Origin of the sequence: Methanolobus sp. ZRKC2 (genome assembly GCF_045291185.1) — an archaeon.
In the GTDB taxonomy this organism is placed as follows: Archaea; Halobacteriota; Methanosarcinia; order Methanosarcinales; family Methanosarcinaceae; genus Methanolobus.
This window is the reverse complement of record NZ_CP146980.1, coordinates 582,582-598,045: the sequence shown is the minus strand read 5'-3', so window position 1 is coordinate 598,045 and position 15,464 is coordinate 582,582. Positions and strand designations below refer to the sequence as shown.

The following is a 15,464-nucleotide window of genomic DNA, read 5'->3' as shown; positions in this document are numbered from 1 at the left end:
AATCTCTTCTTAGAAAAAGAGAGAAGGAGTTAGAATGCATATACAGCATATCAGATCTTTTTGATATGCATATTCCCCTGAAATCTTTACTTAAAGGAATTGTTAATCGTCTTCCTTCTGCATGCAGTTATCCTGAAGACGCTGCTGCACGCATCACGCTTGATAATGAAACTTACCAGACAAACAATTTTGTTGATACTCCATGGAAGATGACTATTGACATTATTGTTCATGGTAAGAATAGAGGCTATCTCGATGTCGTTTATCTTGAGGAGCATTCTGCTGACGATATGGGACATTTCTTAATAGAAGAGAAAAAATTGATGGATGTAATTGTATCCCGTCTCGGAAAAGTACTTGAGAGGAGGAATGTTGAAGATGCTTTACTTGATTCCGAGAAAAGATATAGAGTCATTTTTGAATCTTCTCCTTTAGGTATCTTTATTGACAAGAAAGGGATAATAACCCACTGCAATAGGAGTTTTTTAAAAGTATTCGGTTTGCCCCGTGAAGAGATAATCGGGGCGGAAATAACTGATTTTGTTAATGATGAAAGACTTGAGAAAGTGCTCTTCAGATACGACCAGGAGATCATGCCCTATTATGAGACAGAATATTCTGCCAGAATAGCAGGCAAACCTGTACATCTCAGATCCTACTATGTTCCTCACAGGACATCGCAAAACACCCTTGAAGGTGGTGTTTGTCTTATTGCCGATATCACTGAAAGCAAGCAATCAGAAGATGCATTACAGCAACAAAAAGAATTGTTAACAAGCACTTTCAATGCATTGCAGGACCTCATAGTTGTTGTAGACAAGGAACTGAATATAGTTACTAGTAACTGGAGAACTGATAAGCTCATGACTCCTGAAGAAATAAAGTTCCGTCCGCATTGTTATGAATGCTTCATGCAGCGTGATGAACCCTGTGACCCCTGTCATGTAAAGAAGGTTTTCTCAACCGGGGATGTTGCCGAGACCGAATACACAAGTCCTGTTGACGGAAAAACCAGGGAATACCGTGTATTTCCGGTATTTGGCAAGAATAATGATATAGTTATGGCTGTGGAGCATATTCGTGATATCACTGAACGAAAAAGAACTGAAACTGCTCTTCAGAAATCCACGGAAGAACTTGAAAAAGCGTATGAAGAACTTCAGTCTCTTGATAAGCTTAAAGACGAGTTCTTATCAAACCTGAGGCATGAGCTTAACACCCCGCTTACAACAATCAAGGGTTACAGTGAATTACTTCAGGAAGGTACATTCGGTCCATTGAATCCTGAGCAGAAGCATGCGGTAGATAAGGTTGTCAATAAGTCCAAAAGGCTGCACAACCTGCTTGATTCCCTTCTTTTTGCCAGTACTTCCCAGGGTGGAAGAGTGAAATACAACTTTGAGAAGATGTCGTTATCCGATTCACTATTATCAGCCGCAGGGGAGATGTCTGAACATGCGAAGGAAAAAAGTATTTCTCTAAATTCAAACTTACCATCGGAAGTTATTTTTACAAAAGGAGATGCCGACTATCTGCCAAGAGTCTTTATGCATCTTGTGGATAATGCAATCAAATTCACTCCCCGGGAGGGAACTATAAACCTTGGAGCTGTTCGGGAGAATGGGGATGTTCATGTAACTGTGGAAGATAATGGTATCGGGATATCCGAAGAAGATCTTCCGGAGCTTTTCCAGAAATTCCATCAGGTAGACAGTTCATCAACCAGGAATTATGGAGGAAACGGACTTGGCCTCTACATTTGTAGAGTCATTATAGAGGACCACGGTGGAAAAATATGGATCGAAAGTGAGGAAGGAGTTGGTACGAAAGTACACATAGCTCTTCCTGTTGCGGACCAATAGATTCCTTGGTTTTATCTCTCAACTCTTTCTATTTCTGACCCTGTATAATTTGAAAGGTCGGCAGTCAGAAAATCGCTGTTTTCAGGTAGGTCCATGAAAAAACCATATGTGTTGTCTATCTCAACCTTTGCTTCAGTCACGTTGAATTCTAGCACATGTCCGCCTGCATTTTTATTTTCGGTTATGAAGTGAAGATGATATCCGGGTACGTTTATCTCTTCAATGTACGAAGGAAGCCAATATCCTACAATTGTTCCGTTCACCTCTTCAAACTCGAAAGTAGGCTGGCTTTTTGTAACTTCTGCAAGTTTAGGATAAGGCTTTTCTTGTTTTGGAACACTCCTTGTTTTTACATAATCAAACGTTCCGTTGATCTTGATGGCATACATAATATTTTTGTTAGGCATTAATTCTGAGAGAAACTCTTCAGTCTTATTCCTGTTCATCGGTTCTGCAATAAGATCTTCTATGTCTGCAGCAAAAAAGGTTACCGCAGCAAAAGGAGTTGTCATGGAATCATTTGCAAGGTATGCGATTCCATCATCTTTTATCTGATATACCACCCCGTCCAGTTCTATCATTTCTCCGTCCAGGCCTGAAAAAGTTCCTATGCCGAAATCTCCTTGATGTTTAAGGTCTTTGCAGTCTGTTTCACCGTCATAGACTCCTTCAAGTAAAGCATTGATAGTTGATACCTGGTATAGGATATCACTCGAATTATATGTGGATAATGATGTTTCCCTTGTTTGCTGGCTGTTGATATTTTCTAAATTGTGATCTATTGCAGGTTTTTCAAAGCATCCACTGATCAGCGTAAATATGATCAACAGAAAAACTGCAAGAATAACTATGTTTTTTCTCATCTCTCATCCTCAATTTAGTTTATAGGAGCATTCTTGAAACACATTTTTTCCATAAACAACAGTAAACAAATTTGTCAGGCGGAGTTTTTGTTGTTGAAATCAAGATAAATGTCTGAAAAATAGCAAAAAAAGTTGATGTGTCCGAATGCTGTCAATTGAACCTTTCTATCCGGACAAAAATACTATAAATCTATTAAGCTGCAGTCTCACTTACAATATTCTCGAGATTCAATAGGATCAGCAACCGGTCGTCCATCTTTCCTACGCCTTTAAGGTAATCTGCATTGATCTTCTGTGTAATGATCTCAGGTGTCGGGTCGACGTTCGAGGATACAAGCCTGATGACTTCACTAACAGAATCTACGACCATTCCGACAATTGTGCCTTCTATGTCTACGACTACAATTCTTGATTCTTCAGTGATCTCTTTGGAAGGAAGGCCAAACCTCTGGTCCAGATCCATTACGACAATAATTTTTCCTCGCAGGTTGATGACACCTTTGATGTAATCCGGAGACTTGGGTATACGTGTTATTTCAGGAAGTCTGATTATTTCCTGTACTTTCATTATGTCCACACCGAATTCTTCCAGTCCCAGATTGAAAATGACGAGCTGGATTAATTCGTCTGAATTATGTCCCTGAAATGTATCTGTTTCATTTTCCATATTGTCCCTCGGTTGAAAAGTGATTAAAACAATATTTGTATGCTTTTAGTAGAATATTAATCTTAATATATTAAAAACTTGCTATATATAGTTTCTCTAATGCATAATTTTAGACATGAATCTCAGGTCAATTCATCTTTTTTCCATTTATCGAAGGGGTAAATTCCATAAATTGAGTCTCCTATCAAAGAGGCAGTTACAAACAAAAGAACTAATATAGAATGTGATTGTACCAATCGAACTAACAAAAACAGGCAACTCAATTCAGACCGTTCTCAAAAAGGAATTTCAGGATGGATACCAAAAATATTGTGGACCAGAAAATATTTTGGTCGTTGTTCATGGTAGCCGAGTTCTCAATGATTGCAGCAGTGCCATATGCAGTATCAATTTCCGGGGATGCAATATATGAATTTGGTGCTTCTCTCCCGACACTACTGGCAACCCAGTTTGCTCAGGGGACAGTGCTTTTGATCATATCTATTTTAACAGGTATTTTCCTCGGAAAAAAAGTAGGATTGGGAGCACCAATACTTGAATCTTTATTCAGAGGCAGGGGTCTGCCTGCTGAAACTAATTCGTCCCTGAAGTTATCGATTGTTCTTGGCGTTTTCGTTGGTACTGCATTTTTTGTGGTAGACAGGTTTGTTTTTTCAATGTTTACTGATCCTGTTACTGTATTCCTGTCGTCACCACCGCTATGGCAAAGGTTTCTGTACTCATTCTATGTAGGTATAATTGAGGAGATAGTCATGAGGTTTTTCCTGGTAACTCTTTTAGTGTGGATATCATGGAAGATCAAAAAGACGTCAGAGAACCGCCCTGCAAATACGGGTGTATGGATATCTATACTGGCAGTGAGTATCATTTACATTATTGGCTATATCTTATCATTGCCGACATCAATGGATTCTAATCATGTTCTGGGCTTTGGAATCGTGCTCCTGAGCATGATTGCGGGTGTTATCTTTGGGTGGCTTTACTGGAAAAAAGGACTTGAAGCATCAATTATTGCCAATGTGACAGCTATGATTACACTAGTTGTAGTTCTTGGTTCCCTGTGATTTACTTTATTGTTGCTGTTTTAACCAGATGTCTTCTAAAATTATGATGGATTTGTATTCCATCATGGAAAAAGAGATAAAACGGGATATTGATGTTTCAATTTTGACTAACAGTTTCATCTTTAATTAACACCTTACTGATCCAGAGTTTCTCAAGCAAGCTATAAATCCGGGTGCTTTTAAGTTTCTGAACTTCTATCGGAAATCAGGAATTTGTTCTTTAACTTGCTTTCTGATATCTTTAATATAATTCAGGACTGGCTTTTTGATGAGAATTTCAGTATTTTTTAAACCAAGCGTGTCATTGAACAGTTTTTCGCTGAAATCCAGCAGCTCTTCATATTCCAAAGGAATGACATCTTCATCTGAGAATATGCTTTCCCTGGACTGGTCAAGAACTCTCATAAGTTCTCTTGTCCACAGGCCTGCCAGGATCTTCGGATATGGGACGTTGAATGTCCCTTCCTCATTTCCTCTCCGGATTAGTTGTGCATAGAGGTCTGTGGTCAGCTCTTCGAACTGGTCTGCAATTTTCTTGATGATGATGTGATTACCACTGAATGAATATATCCTGCTTAGCTCAGGCCAGTCTTTGACCTGATTAACCTTGTATTGGGTAATCTTGAGAAGGACTTCGTTTATTGCGTCTATCACTGAGACATCATTTTTGAGTATCTCATCGTAGTACTCCAGAAATTCCTGGAAATAATTCAGGGTAATCGCTTCAATGACATCTTCTTTTGACTTGAAGTGGTGATAAAAACCACCTTTGGAACTATCCGCTCTTTTGATGATGTCCTCAACTGTTGTTTTGTCATATCCTTTCTCGGAAAATAACTCATGAGCCGAGTTGATAATTCTGTCTTTGAGTTCCATTTCTTCCCCTGTATGAATGATAAAAGGATTATTAATTTAGCGATAGACAGCCTGATTGAATTTTTTTATAAGCAGTTTTATCAGTGCAAGCTGCAGGATTATACCGATGATTAATACTATCCACCATAAGCCGTTGCCTTCATAAGCCATCCAGTAGGCTTTGCTTATCCAGTACGGGGGAAACAGTCCCATAAGCCAGCTCCAGGGTTCAGGCAAAAACCAGCCCAGCAGGATTGTCCAGCCTGCTATTCCTCCGGCTTTTGATAATGCAAATCCCTGGACCTTGTTTTCGGCAAAGGTTGCAAAGAACAATGCAACAATGGGTGCTGTAAGCGAGGCTCCGGCGATAATCAGGAGCATCTGCCACATTGGTAAGAGGGCCAGGCCGATGAAACCTGCCATTGCTGTGATGATCAGAAAACCCATAAGTGCAGGGACTGCTACCCTGTAACCCAGATATTGATTTAAGGGGACGGGTGTTACCAGCATTGCTTTTATGGTATTGTCATCTTTTTCGTCAAGCAGGATGAACCCAAATATCGCACCAACAAGCAGTGCCCCGTTAAAGAGTGCGAAGAATGCTACCATTAACGGGTAAAGATCTTCAAGGCTTGTTGCAATACCTTCTCTTGGAAGCAGGCCTGTTTCAGTAAGGTGAATATTGAGCCAGGGGAGGCCAAAGTGCAGGACAACTGCGATTATTCCCGCAAAGAGGAACATGAACAAGAGGAAACTGTCCCGTCCGACTAGTTTGAAATCATTGTTCCCGAGACTACGTATGAGTTTTGTGACCTGCATTTTATTTCATCCCCATGACGATGTATCTGTTAAATGCACGGGAAGCCCAGATGAAAAAGAGAACTATCTGTAGGGATGTGTAAACTATGGCATATGCCCACTCTAATGAAGTGAGTTGAACGTATGCTCCCTGCATGATCATTGCAGGTGCGCTCGTGGGGATTGCGAGAAATGCAGGGTGGACTACCCATCCAAGAAAATACAGGAACGGTAGTTGAAGCAATACTGCGACTACCGACATTGGTATGAGAAAGTCGGTGATCCTGTCAAAGCGAACTATGAGGATGATGCCTATCAGTGTATAAATCACTCCGATTGCGATGATACCGATAAGGAGGATGGGAATGTCCGGAAATATTACTGCACCCGAGAAGCTTATGATGAACATTGCCCCGGCTATCATTACGATGGATTCGAGAGTTTCCAGTGCTGTGAGGCTGATTACTTTTGAAGTGAGATATTCGGATGTTCTCAGGGGTGAGACGATTATTGCATTTAGAGTGCCTTCGTCTTTTTCAAAAATTATCAGTCCTGCAACATAGAGCAGTGTGGAGCCGCCTGCAACCATTAACATGAGGGCCGGTATGACTGAGGAAAGATGCTCCGGGCTTACAACCTGTGATATTGCGATTGCAACGAGTATCCCTGCGATGATTCCGATTGTGTAGAGCTTGTTGCGTAGCTGTACGGTTACATCGTTTTTCAGGGTTGAAACCAGGCGGCTCATTTGTGCAGCTCCTCTCCTGTTACCTGGATGAAGATGTTCTCAAGAGTGGTTTCCTGGGTGTGAATGGTTTCAATTTTTCCGGCTGTTTTTAGCAGGTTGTTGAATTCGTTGTTGTTTCCCAGACCATCAAGGGGGAATTCCCTGCACAGGATTTCCTGTTCGTCCGGTCCGCTAAGGTATTCCACCCGGACATTACGTTTTCCATATTGCTTTTTAAGGGATGCAGGTGAGTCGATTATACTGATATTCCCTGATGTGATGAAAGCGACCCTGTCACAAAGCTCATCGGCAACCATCATATCATGTGTGGTTATAAAGACGGTCGTACCTCGACTGCGCAGCTCCAGCACCATATCCTTGATCCTACGTGCATTGACAGGATCAAGACCGGCCGTGGGCTCGTCCAGGAAAAGAATCTCAGGTTTGTGAATAAGGCTGCGGGCAACGTTCAGGCGAACTTTCATTCCCTTGCTGAAATCGGATACTTTCTTGTCGGCATCTTTCTCAAGCCCCACCCATTCCAGCACTTCGGAAGGCTCAAGGGTCTCGCCTTCATAAAGTGAGCGGAAGTACTCCAGGTTCTCCAGCGCAGTCAGTTTGAGATAGTGATTCGGCAGCTCAAAAGAAACACCTACATGCTCGTAGTAGTCCTGTCCCCATTTGCTGACTTCACGGTCCATTACCATGATGCTACCATTGTACTCCCTGAGTAGTCCGATGATTATATTCTGTGTGGTGGATTTCCCGGCTCCTGATGGTCCCAGAAAACCAAAGATTTCTCCCTTTGCGATATTAAAGTCAAGACCATGCAGGGTTTCATTTTCTGCACCGGGATAAGTGTAAGCCAGGTTTTTGACGGTAATCATTGGATTGCTCCTTGACAGGTTGATGATTACAGACCGACCGTCGGTCTGTTAGTTAAAAATTGGAAGTTCTAGTATTTAATTTTTCGTATGCAGGACCTTATCTATTGGAACATCTTATTCCTACATTGCATGGTAGCAATCATTGAATTGATACAGGCTCTTATCCTGGGATTTACAGTAGGCATATCTGCAGCCCTGATCCCGGGTCCTATGATGATTGCCACTATTGGCATATCCATGAGAAAGGGATGGAGAACAGGGCCGTTGGTATTCATAGGACACGCCATGGTGGAAACGGTTATTTTCCTGCTTATCCTGGCAGGTGCCGTGTCTTTCCTCGGAAATAGTGCCATGTCATACATATCCGTATTAGGCGGCATAATAATGGCGCTTTTCGGAATTATGCTGATAAAAAGTGCAAAAAAGATTTCAGTAATGGATATTTCGGCATCGTCGGCTAAAAAAGAACTACCATCGAGCCCTGTGTCCGCAGGGATTCTTACATCTGCTTTAAATCCTACCTTTGTCGCATGGTGGCTGACAGCAGGCAGTGCCATTATCCTTCAGGAATACTTCCTGGGTGTTTTTGCAGTGCTTGCATTCATACTGGGTCACTGGATAGCAGACCTTGGATTCCTTGTTGCCGTTTCATCATCTTCCTCCCGGGGCAAGGAACTCTTCTCACAGAGCACACACGAGAAAGTGATGTACGTATGCGGAGCATTTATGCTCCTGTTTGGTCTCTGGTTCCTGTTTAATTATGACAACGTTTCTGCGTTTGTTTGAATGGTGTATTGATTTTTGATGAATATTGCAAGATGGTATGTGGGGAGCTTTGAAAAAGGTTTGCTTTGTGTTTGTTGTGCAGAAAGTTTCCAATTACTATTGTTTTTATTCGTATTACTAACTAAACAAAGATCTGGATAATAGCAATCTTCAAAAAACACAACAATTTCAAGATACAATATTTGTTTTTTATTTCATTGATAAATTTACAACAAAAAGGTTGCTTTTTGAATCTTAAAGGATTATTTCTTATATGGAACTTTAGGATTTATTTACATTATTATCTATTTTCATTTAACGCATATAGAAAATTTTATATTCAATATTATACTTTTAGAATCTATATTCAGTAAAATTATTTGTGAACAGTGCTAAAAAAGGAGCTTTTGTAAATCTCTCTAGAGGTTTGCATGGCATGATCCTAATACACAGTTGTTTTGCAAATGATGTGCTTTGATTTGTGTCTTTGGTAAGCTAGTTTATGTGATAACCATTTTAAAAAACAAGGAATGATTCCAGTGACCGAAGAAATTGTATATGGATCTATAAACAATGCATGTGGAAAGAAAGGTTTGGTTGGTACCCTCAAAGATTATGATTTGATATTTACAGATAAAAGAATAATTTTTGCTATGGTAGCAAACACCGGTACTGCATTTATGCTGGCTGGAAATGCTGGATGGGCCATTTCTAAGTTGGGTAAAAATAAAAAAAGAGAAAAATACCAAAACTTAGATTTAGAATCCATCTTAAAGAACAATTCCAAAAATTTTGACCTCACCTTCTCCAACATCAGAAAAGTACAACTGCAAGAAACATGGCCTTGGTCTTTCTTGGTGCTTGAAACAACAAAAGGAACAATGAAATTTGAAGTTAGGAAAAATGAAATTGAGTCTGCAAAAAGATTGATTGACATTTGTCTCAGTGATAAAATCAAAAATAACTAGAGTAAATATCATATGTTTTTATTAGTTTACAACGCTTGGAGATGATATTATTTCGAAAAGTCCTGTAAGCAATTCATTATTTGTTTGTACCGAATGTGGACTTGAGCTCAGCAAAAGTGACTATGCCTGTCCACGTTGTTTTAGTAGAAAAAAATCAAATGTTAGCACAACTCAAATCAACAATAGTAACTGTCCAGTATGTAACTCCAAGCTTGTTGGTCCCAGAAAATACTGTTTGAATTGCGATAATTATCATTCTAAGGTCAGTGGAAGTACTTCTGCGAATAATGTTGTCGGAACAAGCAACTCCAAAATTTGTAAAAAACAGGATGATTCAAATGAAACAATGGTTTTCTATTTGGGCAGCATGATTTTACTTTTCTTAATTGGATCTATATTCAATATTTGGTGGAGTTTCACTTTAATCTTACTCATGACTTTAGCTATTTTCTTTAAAGAGCGATAGTTGTTCTTGTGTAAACTTTTGATAATAAATAATTGTGTAAATAAAATTATATATAAGTATTAATATACATATGTAAAAAGTAATAAAAATAGATAAGTACTTACCTTCGTCATAGATTAAACTTACTTTAATATTATTTTTGGTATGTATCTATTGGGAATGATGCTTGGCACAAATTAAAGGATGAATTATAATGAAGAAAACATTAAAATTTTTATTGATAGGTTTCACGATTGTTCTGTTAGTGTCTCTGATTGCGGATTTTCATTTCGGGAATCAGGCAAAAACTGCCCGCTATGAGCTTCGTCATGCGACAAGTGATGTTGAGAAGTCATATTATTATTCATATTTAGAAAATCCTACTGAATCTAATAAAAGAGATGTAAACTCAAAAATTAGTAAGGCACGTGATATCATTCAAGAAAATAGTTTTGCTTTGAAGTACTGGGATGACTCTTGGAAATCAAATGAAGTACAGCTTGATCAGATAGATGCACTTTTGACTTATACTGATGGCTTCACCTGGGAGAGCTGGCGAGTTGGAGTTCAGACTAGAGGAAATGAAGAAGTTCAAGTGGATGCTTCTAAGGGTACTGAAAGTCTGGAAATAGTGGAGCATTCCATAGTTAATAACAAATTAATTTGTAAAGTCAAATCTAAAAAAGATATAGTTTATGCAGATACATCTGTTAGATTTTATAATACCGAGAGCAGTGGCTATTCGATAGGGCTTGCTAGTAATACAAATGGCTTAAAAAAAGGTGATACATGGGACTTTGAGGTAAAGTGCTTGGAAGAAGACGGTGAGTACAATGACTATTCAGTCTTTTTTTCAAATATAGTATATAAAAGTTAATAATGTTTCAAATAACTTGGAGATCAACAATATGAATAAATGTATTTACATCCTGATCATTTTTGCTCTTGTAACTATATCAGGGTGTTTGAATGAGGAAAACGAGTTTGATGCAAGTGTATTTCAGACACATGCTAAAAACACAGATGATGCAATTGATTATTTTATTGATTCAGGAAAAGAATTCAATGCTGCTTTAAGTGAACTTGAAGAAGCATCGTACCAATATAACAAAAACCCAACATTGGAAACTAAAAGAGAATTGAACACAAAAATACGCAAAATGAAATCCGCAACAAATGCGTTTGATGTCTCAATGACACTGCTAGATGCTCAGCTTACGGTAATGTCAACATACCTCGAGGAAAATAAAGAAAGCATAAATGAAAGTTCATATATTGGGATTAATCAAAGACTCACCTCTTTTAGAGCACAGTTGGATTCCAATGAAGAAGTAATCGCGGATGCTCATGCGCTTGAGTTCGTAGAATAGTAATGCTTCTTTGGGCTCTGTAGAAAACCTATCAAATTCACCTTCAGTGGATTGAAACTGGCAAATCTATTCAATAAGTGAAATTACTTTTCAAATTATTGTTGACTTTGATTTACGCCCGAATATAGAGGATTTCTACATAGTCGTTCTTTTTTGATCAAGGTAAATTCAATCTCAATCTTTCATCTAAACCCACTACTCCATCTTCTCCCTGAACTCAAGAATCGCAGGCGTTGGCGTAACCTTCTTCGGACACACCGCCACACACTTATAAACAACATCGCAGCCCCATACACCTTGTTCCGAATTGAGGAAATCAAGAATCTCCTCTTTGTAGCTGTCCCTGTTTCTCGGGTCAAGGTAGAATCTCCAGGCCTTGGCAAGGGCTGCGGGTCCGATGTAGTTTTCATCCCTCGCAGCAGCAGGACATGCTCCGTGACATGAGGCACATAGTATGCAATTGGTGTACCTTTCAAGTTTCTCCTGCATGGAAGGCTCTATAAGTGTCTCTTTTTCGTAGTTCTTTTCCGCTGAGTCAATCCAGGGCCTGATGGAATCCATAAGGTCGTAGAAATGGTCCATATCAACAACAAGGTCCCTGATTACCTTCAGGTTGGGGAGAGGTTCGATGAGTATCTCATTCTTGCCTTCAATCCTGCCGGACTGTTTCACCGCAGCAATCCCATCCTTTGGCTCATCGGCAGCCTCATCCTTTACATTGGCAACCTGTGTCCTGCATGCAAGTCTTGGTACCTTATTAATAAGCATGGCACAACTTCCACAGACAGCACCCCTGCATGAATACCTGAAGCACAGGCTGCCGTCAAGTCTCTCCTGCACATGGAACAGTGCTTCAAGGACTGACATTCCGGGTTCTTCCTCAACCTGGAAAGTATCAAACCATATCCTGTCCTTGTCCTGCCTTTTTATCCTCAGGTCAACCATCAGTACTCCCTCCTCTTTGGCTGGAAGCGGTTTATGTTCACTTCCTTATAGTCAAGCTCCGGCCCCTCCGGTGTATAATAAGCAAGCGTATGCTTTAACCAGTTCTTGTCATCCCTTTCAAGGAAATCCGTCCTGTAGTGTGCACCCCGGCTCTCCTCCCTGATCAGTGCTCCAAGGGTAATAACATGTCCAAGCTCCAGCATACCCTTCAGCTCAATGGCGTTCATCAGTTCAAAATTAAATGTGCTGGTAGTGCTCTTCACCTTGAGATTTTTGCCCCTGTCCTTAAGCTCCCGGATAACTTTCAACGCATGCTCCAGTCTTTCCCTGTTCCTGAACACACCCACATATTCCTGCATGACAGCCCTTAATTCATCCCTTATCCGGGCGAAGTTTTCCCCTCCTTCTCCCATCATATCAGCAATTTCCTGCTGCTCTTCTTCGAGAACCTCAATCAGTCTTTCATCAGGAATTTTCCCAGCAGTTTTTACGTATTCTGAGGCTGCAACTCCCGCTCTTCTCCCAAAGACCACAGTGTCAAGAAGCGAATTTCCACCAAGGCGATTGGCACCATGCACACTGATACATGCACATTCTCCTACTGCATATAATCCCGGCACAGGCGTTTGCCCATCCTTGCCGGAGCTAACCCCTCCCATTGAATAATGCTGACCGGGCTGCACGGGTATTGGCTCATTGATCGGATCCACACCCGCAAAATCAATAGATATCTGCCGGATTCCGGGCAGTCTCTTGTTTATATTCTCCTTCCCGAGGTGCTTAATATCAAGATTCACATATCCTCCCGGAAATCCTCTGCCCTCGTCAATCTCGGTCTGTATTGACCGTGCCACGATATCTCTTGGTGCCAGCTCCATTGCTCCTGGTGCATAATTGGCCATAAAGCGCTCATGATCCTTATTGTAGAGATAGCCACCCTCACCTCGCGCTCCTTCTGTAATCAATATATTAGTGCCCCAGAGCGTAGTCGGGTGGAATTGTACGAACTCCATATCCTGCAACGGAACTCCTGCCACGTAAGCAAGGCTTATTCCAAATCCCCTATTGATGATTGCATTAGTAGAACGCTGGTATATCCTGCCATATCCGCCGGTTGCAAGGATAGTTGCCCGGGCCTTGAATGCCTCCATACTTGAATCTGCCGTATTCATAGCAACAAGCCCGATACAGGCTTCCCTGTCGACTGCAAGTCGGGTAACAAGCCATTCGCTGTAAACCTGAATCTCGTTCTTCAGCACCTGCTCATAAAGGGTATGCAGGAGATTATGGCCTGTCCTGTCGCCTGCATAGCATGTCCTCGGGAATCCCGCACCGCCAAAAGGACGTTGTGCGATACCACCATTTTCCTTCCTGGAGAAGTTTGTCCCCCATTTTTCCATCTCGATAACTCTTTCAGGTGCCTCCCTGCAGAGTATCTCCACAGTATCCTGGTCGGCAAGGTAATCGCTGCCCTTAACGGTATCCAGTGAATGTGCTTCCCAGCTATCATCAGCTCCAAGGGATGCATTAATACCACCCTGCGCCGCTCCCGAATGGCTGCGTATGGGATGAACCTTTGAGATAATTGCAACATCCACACCATTGCGTTTTGCCTCAATTGCCGCCCGAAGGCCCGAAAGTCCGCCTCCGACCACTATTAGTTCGTGCTCAATCACTTTCTGACTCCCGTAAGTTTCATCGGGTCGAGAAGTTCTGCCTTTTTCTCATCCGTAAGGATTTCCATTTCATCCACAATCTCCCTGATTGACTTATCCTCCCGAAAAGCCCGGTAAGATATCTGCGCCGCCTCTTCATAACCTATCTCAGGAGCCATCGAAGTTGCCAGTGCAAGACTGGATTCCGCCAGCTCCGCACACCTTTGTCTGTTAGCTGTAATTCCACCCAGGCATTTCCTGTTGAATGAATCAATTGCACCGCTAAGTATCCTGATGGATTTGAGCAGGTTGTATGCAAGAGAAGGGGTGAACACATTGAGGTCAAGCTGTCCGGCCTGAGCAGCCATCATTATAGCTGTATCGTTCCCGATAATCTGGAAACATGCCATATTCATCATCTCTCCCATAACCGGGTTGACCTTTCCGGGCATAATGGATGAACCGGGCTGGACCGCAGGAAGGTTTATTTCCCCAAGGCTGGCCCGCGGACCACTGGAGAGTAATCTCAGGTCATTTGCTATCTTTGTAAGGCTGACTGCAAGGTTCCTGAGTGCAGCAGAAGTATTGAGAATGGCATCTGCTCCCTGAGTAGCTTCGAATGCATTTTCCGCAAGCCTGAAGTCTATTCCTGTTATCCGGTTCATTTCCTTGACTGCAACAGCTCCGAATCCTATCGGGGTGTTCAGGCCTGTACCTACGGCTGTGCCTCCCATGTTCAGTTCTTCAAGGTCATTCATAGCCCTAAAAAGTCTTTCCACACCAAGCTCAATCATTCTTGCATAGCCGCTGAACTCCTGTCCCAGAGTAATGGGAACCGCATCCTGAAGGTGGGTACGCCCGGGCTTCACAATATCCATAAACTCATCTGATCTTTCCAGTAAAAGCTCGTTCATTTCGAGAACAGCCGGAAGAAGTTCTTTTTTCAGGGTTTCCATTGCTGAGATGTGTATTGCCGTATGTGATGTATCATTGGATGACTGTGACATGTTTACATGGTCATTGGGATGAATAACATCGTATCTTCCTTTCCGAAAACCCATAATCTCAAGAGCACGGTTTGCTATGACCTCATTTGCGTTCATGTTTTGTGATGTCCCCGCTCCTGACTGGAAAGCGTCTACTACAAAATCCCCGTCAAACTTTCCTTCCCTGACCTCAGTAGCGGCCCTGACAATCGCTTCTCCTGTCTTCCCGTCAAGTTTTCCAAGCTGCATATTTGCCCTTGCAGATGCTATCTTGATAGCTGCCTGGGCTTTTATAAAAGATGGAGGCAGTCTTTCCCCGCTCACTTTGAAATTATCCACAGCCCTTGCTGTCTGAGGCCCATAATAAACATCTTCCGGGACTTCCACTTCCCCAAGTGTGTCTTTCTCCAAACGTGTCACTTAACCACCCTGGTAAAACCCTGAGATCAGTTTTTCTAACTCCCATTAAGCATTGATTTTTTTGTTTAATAAGTCTATTCTCATCTGTATAATCTGATCCTTCCAAAACCGATTCTTATTTATGTATTCAGGCCATACCTCGCTACAAAATCAAGGTCACTTTTAATAATATATTTAAAACAGAGGA

Annotated in this window: 15 protein-coding genes; 6 read left to right on the top strand and 9 right to left on the bottom strand. The window is 41.4% G+C overall.

All coding sequences use genetic code 11. The features are described 5' to 3' along the window. The first annotated feature begins 65 nt into the window (after window positions 1-65). A complete protein-coding gene (locus V7O62_RS02875; protein WP_406657515.1) occupies window positions 66-1,862 on the top strand; it encodes an ATP-binding protein in 1,797 nt (598 codons plus the stop codon). Window positions 1,863-1,873: 11 nt separating this feature from the next. Here V7O62_RS02875 and budA read toward each other — a convergent pair whose 3' ends face one another. After that, complete coding sequence (budA, locus tag V7O62_RS02870) at window positions 1,874-2,725, bottom strand: acetolactate decarboxylase (protein ID WP_406657514.1); 852 nt, start codon at window positions 2,723-2,725, stop codon at window positions 1,874-1,876. Window positions 2,726-2,918: 193 nt separating this feature from the next. Continuing rightward, the gene (locus V7O62_RS02865; protein ID WP_406657513.1) at window positions 2,919-3,392 is read right to left on the bottom strand and encodes a chemotaxis protein CheW; all 474 of its coding nucleotides are present in this window, start codon (window positions 3,390-3,392) and stop codon (window positions 2,919-2,921) included. Window positions 3,393-3,685: 293 nt separating this feature from the next. Here V7O62_RS02865 and V7O62_RS02860 point away from each other — a divergent pair, with 293 nt between their 5' ends. Beyond that, entirely contained in the window at window positions 3,686-4,456 is a 771-nt protein-coding gene (locus tag V7O62_RS02860; RefSeq protein ID WP_406657512.1) for a type II CAAX prenyl endopeptidase Rce1 family protein, read from the top strand. Window positions 4,457-4,651: 195 nt separating this feature from the next. Here V7O62_RS02860 and V7O62_RS02855 read toward each other — a convergent pair whose 3' ends face one another. Genes V7O62_RS02855 through V7O62_RS02840 form a run of 4 tightly spaced genes read right to left on the bottom strand, consistent with a single transcriptional unit; the run spans window position 4,652 to window position 7,723 of the window. After that, the gene (locus V7O62_RS02855; protein ID WP_406657511.1) at window positions 4,652-5,332 is read right to left on the bottom strand and encodes a TetR/AcrR family transcriptional regulator; all 681 of its coding nucleotides are present in this window, start codon (window positions 5,330-5,332) and stop codon (window positions 4,652-4,654) included. A 36-nt stretch (window positions 5,333-5,368) separates the two neighbouring features. Beyond that, window positions 5,369-6,130 carry a hypothetical protein gene (locus V7O62_RS02850; protein WP_406657510.1) on the bottom strand — a complete coding sequence of 254 codons (762 nt, stop codon included), beginning with the start codon at window positions 6,128-6,130 and terminating at the stop codon, window positions 5,369-5,371. A 1-nt stretch (window position 6,131) separates the two neighbouring features. Then, window positions 6,132-6,857, bottom strand: coding sequence for a hypothetical protein (locus tag V7O62_RS02845; protein WP_406657509.1), 726 nt, complete (start codon window positions 6,855-6,857; stop codon window positions 6,132-6,134). Beyond that, window positions 6,854-7,723, bottom strand: coding sequence for an ATP-binding cassette domain-containing protein (locus tag V7O62_RS02840; RefSeq protein ID WP_406657508.1), 870 nt, complete (start codon window positions 7,721-7,723; stop codon window positions 6,854-6,856). The genes V7O62_RS02845 and V7O62_RS02840 overlap by 4 nt, the downstream gene beginning before the upstream one ends. A gap of 129 nt (window positions 7,724-7,852) precedes the next feature. Here V7O62_RS02840 and V7O62_RS02835 point away from each other — a divergent pair, with 129 nt between their 5' ends. From V7O62_RS02835 to V7O62_RS02820, 4 genes are all read left to right on the top strand, one after another. Beyond that, window positions 7,853-8,509 (top strand): LysE family transporter, encoded by a 657-nt coding sequence (locus V7O62_RS02835; protein WP_406657507.1) that lies wholly within the window; start codon window positions 7,853-7,855, stop codon window positions 8,507-8,509. A 518-nt stretch (window positions 8,510-9,027) separates the two neighbouring features. After that, on the top strand, window positions 9,028-9,456 hold the full coding sequence (locus V7O62_RS02830) for a hypothetical protein (RefSeq protein WP_406657506.1): 429 nt from the start codon (window positions 9,028-9,030) through the stop codon (window positions 9,454-9,456). Between the two features lie 659 nt (window positions 9,457-10,115). Then, on the top strand, window positions 10,116-10,778 hold the full coding sequence (locus V7O62_RS02825; RefSeq protein ID WP_406657505.1) for a hypothetical protein: 663 nt from the start codon (window positions 10,116-10,118) through the stop codon (window positions 10,776-10,778). Window positions 10,779-10,809: 31 nt separating this feature from the next. Next, the gene (locus tag V7O62_RS02820) at window positions 10,810-11,271 is read left to right on the top strand and encodes a hypothetical protein (protein WP_406657504.1); all 462 of its coding nucleotides are present in this window, start codon (window positions 10,810-10,812) and stop codon (window positions 11,269-11,271) included. Between the two features lie 195 nt (window positions 11,272-11,466). On the opposite strand, the gene V7O62_RS02815 is transcribed toward V7O62_RS02820, so the two are convergent. Genes V7O62_RS02815 through V7O62_RS02805 form a run of 3 tightly spaced genes read right to left on the bottom strand, consistent with a single transcriptional unit; the run spans window position 11,467 to window position 15,277 of the window. Further along, the gene (locus V7O62_RS02815) at window positions 11,467-12,216 is read right to left on the bottom strand and encodes a succinate dehydrogenase/fumarate reductase iron-sulfur subunit (RefSeq protein ID WP_406657503.1); all 750 of its coding nucleotides are present in this window, start codon (window positions 12,214-12,216) and stop codon (window positions 11,467-11,469) included. Further along, complete coding sequence (locus V7O62_RS02810) at window positions 12,216-13,892, bottom strand: FAD-dependent oxidoreductase (protein WP_406657502.1); 1,677 nt, start codon at window positions 13,890-13,892, stop codon at window positions 12,216-12,218. The genes V7O62_RS02815 and V7O62_RS02810 overlap by 1 nt, the downstream gene beginning before the upstream one ends. After that, on the bottom strand, window positions 13,889-15,277 hold the full coding sequence (locus V7O62_RS02805) for a class II fumarate hydratase (protein ID WP_406657501.1): 1,389 nt from the start codon (window positions 15,275-15,277) through the stop codon (window positions 13,889-13,891). The genes V7O62_RS02810 and V7O62_RS02805 overlap by 4 nt, the downstream gene beginning before the upstream one ends. Window positions 15,278-15,464: the final 187 nt, after the last annotated feature.